Raw genomic sequence first — 5128 nt, forward strand, 5'->3', positions numbered from 1 at the left:
GCACCGCCCTCGCCGCACTCGTCGACGAGGTCGGCCCACTGACGGGCGTGGTGCACACCGCCGGAGCCCTCGCCGACACCACCATCGACCACCTCGACACCGACGCACTCACCACCACCCTCGCCCCCAAAGCCAACCCCGCCTGGTGGCTCCACGAACTCACCCAAGACCAGGATCTCGCCCTGTTCGTCGTCTTCTCCTCCTCGGCAGCGGTGCTGGGCAGCCCCGGGCAGGCCAACTACGCGGCCGCCAACAGCTTCCTCGACGCCCTGATCACCCACCGCCGCCGCCAGGGCCTGCCCGGCACCTCACTCGCCTGGGGCTGGTGGCAACGGGAAGGCGGCATGACCGCCCATCTCACCCAGGCCGACCACGACCGGATGACCCGCGCCGGTCTGCACGGCATCACCGACGCCGAGGGCACCGCGCTGTTCGACACCGCCCTCGGCCACGGGCTGGGCGCCGTCGCACCGGTCAAGCTCCACCTGCCCACCATCGGGCGTTCCGGCAGCGTGCCGCCGGTGCTCCGCGCGCTGGTGCGTGCCGCCCGGCCAACCGCCGGCCAGGCCGCTGTCCAGGACGGCACCTGGGCCGACCGCGTCGCCGCGGTGGTGCCCGAGGAGCGTCGCGCGGTCGTCCTCGAGTTGGTGCGGGCGCAGGCGGCCACCGTGCTCGGCCACGCGGACGCCGAGCATGTCAGCCCAACCCAGGCGTTCAAGGAGAGCGGCTTCGACTCGCTCACCGCCGTCGAGTTCCGCAACCGCGTCACCGCCGCCACCGGACTGCGGCTACCCGCCACCCTGATCTTCGACCACCCCACGCCGAACACGCTGGCCGATCACCTGTTGGCGCAGTTGGCACCGGCCGACACCGGGCCCTCGCTGGCCGACCTGGACGGTATCGAGGTGACACTGCGGGCGCTTGCCGAGGACGGGGAGCGGCGGCCGGCCGTGGTGGCGCGGCTGAAGCAGTGGCTGTCGACGCTGGGCGCTGCCCAGCCTGCCGCCGACACCGCGCTGGACCTCGACGCGGCGAGCGCCCGGGAGATCTTCGACTTCCTCGACGGCAAAGCGGGTTAGGGCACGTCCCACTGATCTTCGACGGGTCGACCCGAAGAGCGTCGTCCCCACGGTCCGGTCCCCGTCCTTCCGGTTCACGTATGGAGCTGAGCACCGATGGCGAACGAAGACGAGTTTCTGCACTACCTCAAGAAGGCGGCCGCCGACCTGCGTGACGCCCGGCAGCAGATCCAGGAGCTGGAAGCCAGGGACCGCGAGCCCATCGCGATCGTGAGCATGGCCTGCCGGCTGCCGGGCGGCGTCGACTCACCGGAGTCGCTGTGGGATCTGGTCGCCGCCGGTCGCGACGGCGTCTCCGCGTTTCCCATCGACCGCGGCTGGGACCTGGAGGACATCTACGATCCGGACCCAGACCACCCGGGCACGACATACGCGCGGGAGGGCGGCTTCCTGGACGACGCGGCCGGGTTCGACCCGGCGTTCTTCGGCATCTCGCCGCGCGAAGCCCTGGCCATGGACCCACAGCAACGACTGCTGCTCGAGACCACCTGGGAGGTCCTGGAGCGCGCCGGCATCGACCCGGCGACCCTGCGCGGCAGCCGCACCGGCGTGTTCACCGGCGTGATCCACAATGACTACGCCGACTGGTCGGCTGACGACACGGACCAGTTGGAGGGGTACCTGGGCAACGGCAGCGCGGCGAGCGTGGCGTCCGGCCGCGTCTCGTACACCTTCGGCTTCGAGGGCCCGGCCGTCTCACTGGACACCGCCTGCTCCTCCTCCCTGGTCGCCCTCCACCTCGCCGTCCAGGCCCTGCGCTCCGGCGAATGCACCCTCGCCATCACCGGCGGCGTCACCGTACTGGCCTCAGTGGCACCGTTCATCGAATTCAGCCGACAGCGCGGCCTCGCCGACGACGGACGCTGCAAAGCCTTCGCCGCCGACGCCAACGGCTTCGGCATGGCCGAAGGCATCGGCCTGCTCCTGATCGAACGACTCTCCGACGCCCAACGCCTCGGACACCCAGTACTCGCCGTGGTACGCGGCACCGCCGTCAACCAGGACGGCGCCTCCAACGGCCTCACCGCCCCCAACGGCCCCTCCCAACAACGCGTCATCCGCGACGCACTCACCAACGCCCAACTCACCCCGACCGACATCGACCTCGTCGAAGCACACGGCACCGGCACCAAACTCGGCGACCCCATCGAAGCCCAGGCCATCATCGCCACCTACGGACAACACCGCGACCAGCCCGTATGGCTCGGATCCCTGAAGTCCAACATCGGCCACAGCCAAGCCGCCGCCGGAGTAGCCGGCATCATCAAAACCGTCATGGCCATGCGCCACGGCATCATGCCCAAGACCCTGCACATCGACGAACCGACCCCCGAAGTCGACTGGACCACCGGCACCGTCGAACTCCTCACCGAACCCCGCGACTGGCCCACCACCGACCAACACCCCCGCCGCGCGGCCATCTCCTCCTTCGGCGTCAGCGGCACCAACGCCCACGTCATCCTCGAACAGACCCCCACCACACCAGAACCCGACACCTCACAGACACCCCCGACCGGACCGGTGCCCTGGATACTCTCCGCACACACCGAACCCGCCCTACGGGAGCTGGCGCGGCGGTTGGTGACGCGGGACAAGGCATCGGTAACGGACGTGGCCTACTCCCTGCTGCACGGTCGCGCGGCGCTGCCCTGCCGCGCGGTCATGATCGGCAGCACACAGGAAGACTTCACCGCCGAACTCGACGCATTGACCTGCGGGTCCGGTCGGGCGTCAAAAGTGGCCTTCATCTTCCCCGGCCAGGGATCACAGTGGATCGGCATGGGCCGACGCCTCTGGGAAAGCTCCACCGTCTTCCGCGACAGCGTGCTGCGCACCGACCACGCACTGGCCGAGTTCGTGGACTGGTCCGCCGCGGCCGTACTGGCCGGCGAGCCCGACACGCCGGACCTGGACCGGGTGGACGTGGTCCAGCCAGTGCTGTTCACGGTCATGGTGGCACTGGCTGAGGTATGGCGGTCCTACGGCGTGGAACCCGCAGCCGTGGTGGGGCACTCACAGGGCGAGATCGCCGCCGCACACGTGGCCGGCGCACTGTCACTGCGAGACGCGGCCCGAGTCGTCGCGCTACGCAGCAAGGCACTGACCGCACTGGCCGGCGAAGGCGGCATGGCCGTCATCCAGCGGTCAGTGGCATACGTGGAAGACCTGCTGCACCAGTGGGAGGGCCAGCTGTCGATCGCGGTGGTGAACGGGCCGGAGGCAGTAGTGGTGTCCGGCCAGATCACCGCACTGGAAGAACTGCTGGCCACCGAGGACCGCGCCCGACGCGTCGCGGTGGACTACGCATCCCACTCAGCACAGGTCGAACGGATCGAGGAGGAACTGGCCCGAACCCTGTCCGACATCCAGCCGACGACCTCGCACGTGCCGCTGTTCTCCACCGTGGAACGCGACTGGATCGACACCGCATCGATGGACACCGACTACTGGTACCGAAACCTACGCCAGACAGTCTGGTTCGACGACGCGCTCAGCCACCTTTCCGACGCCGGTTTTGACGTGTTCATCGAGGTCAGCCCACACCCAGTACTCACCACGAGCATACGGGAGAGCTACCCGGAGGCGGTCGTCACCGGGACGCTGCGGCGTGACCACCACGATGTGGCGGCGCTGCTCGCCGCGGCGCGCGAACTCCACGTCGGGGGTGCCCCGGTGGACTGGGCCACAGTGATCGGGAAGGGCCGGCGGGTGGACCTGCCGACCTACCCCTTCCAGCGGGACCGGTACTGGCTGGAGCGTGGGTCCGGCTCGGCCGGCGACGCCGCCGGGCTGGGGCTGCTGCCGACGCGGTATCCGCTGCTGGGCGCGGTGACCACGATCGCCGGCAGTGGTGCGGTCGTGCTGTCGGGCCGGCTGTCGGTGGCCTCAATGCCATGGCTGGCCGACCACGCGGTGGCCGACACGGTCGTCCTGCCGGGCACCGCGCTGGTCGACATGGCGATCCGGGCCGGCGACGAGGTCGGCTGCGGTGTCCTGGACGAGCTGGTCGTGCAGACCCCGCTGGTGCTCGACCGGGCCGCCTCCGTGCAGGTCAGTGTGGGACCGGCGGAGGCGGACGGGCGCCGCCCGGTGTCCGTGCACGCCCGGCGGGACGACGGCGACTGGGTCGAGCACGCGGTGGGTTCCCTAGCCGAGGAGGCGGACGTGCCCGTTCCGCCACGGAGTTGGCCGCCCGCCGGGGCGGAGTCGGTCGACCTGACCGGGCTGTACGAGCGGCTGGCGGACGGCGGGCTGGCCTACGGGCCCGCCTTCCAGGGACTGGAAGCGCTTTGGCGGCAGGACGGCAGCCTGTACGCGGAAGTCGCCCTGCCCGACGCGGCCGGAGAGGCCGCCGGATATGCGGTGCACCCGGCGCTGTTCGACGCGGCGCTGCACGCGGTCGTCGGCACGGCCGAGCTGTCCGGGATCAGGCTGCCGTTCGCCTGGACCGGCGTCGCGGTCCACGCCACCGACGCGACAAGGCTGCGCGTCCGGCTGGACACCGACGACACCGGCGCCGTCCGTCTACTGGCCACCGACACCACCGGCGAGCCGGTCGTCACCGTCGACGCGCTGGTCACCCGGCCGGTCACCGCCGACCAGCTGCGGCGGGCCGACTCGGGCCCGGACGGCCTGTACGCCCTGGAGTGGGTCTCCCACACTCCGGCGACGCCCGCGACCGTACCGGCCTTCGAGCGGTACGTGGTGGAGCCAACCGGAAACGACGTAGTCGCCGACACCCACCGGGCCACCGCCGACACACTCGCACACGTCCAACACCACCTGACCCAGGACACCATCACCCCGCTCGTCGTCCAAGCGCCCTACGATGACCTCGCCGGCGCAGCGGTCTGGGGGCTGCTCCGCACCGCCCAGACCGAACACCCGGGCCGCATCGTGCTGGTCGACACCGACGACCACCCCGCCTCCCAAGAGGTCCTGCCCATCCTGGTCGCCTCCGGCGAACCCCAGGCCCGCATCCGCGACGGCGCCGTCACCCTCCCCCGACTCGCACGCCTGTCGGCGGACACCGAATCGGTCGCGATCGG

Annotated in this window: 2 protein-coding genes; both read left to right on the plus strand. The window is 70.8% G+C overall.

Annotated features, from left to right (window positions below; genetic code table 11):
- A partial coding sequence (locus JK364_RS53800) for a beta-ketoacyl reductase (protein WP_201858782.1) occupies positions 1–1079 on the plus strand: 1079 nt, incomplete at its 5' end.
- A gap of 96 nt (positions 1080–1175) precedes the next feature.
- Positions 1176–5128: type I polyketide synthase (locus JK364_RS53805; protein WP_201858783.1), on the plus strand; the 3953-nt coding region annotated here is incomplete at its 3' end.

It is taken from the genome of Streptomyces endocoffeicus, assembly GCF_016741935.1.
GTDB lineage: Bacteria > Actinomycetota > Actinomycetes > Streptomycetales > Streptomycetaceae > Streptomyces > Streptomyces endocoffeicus.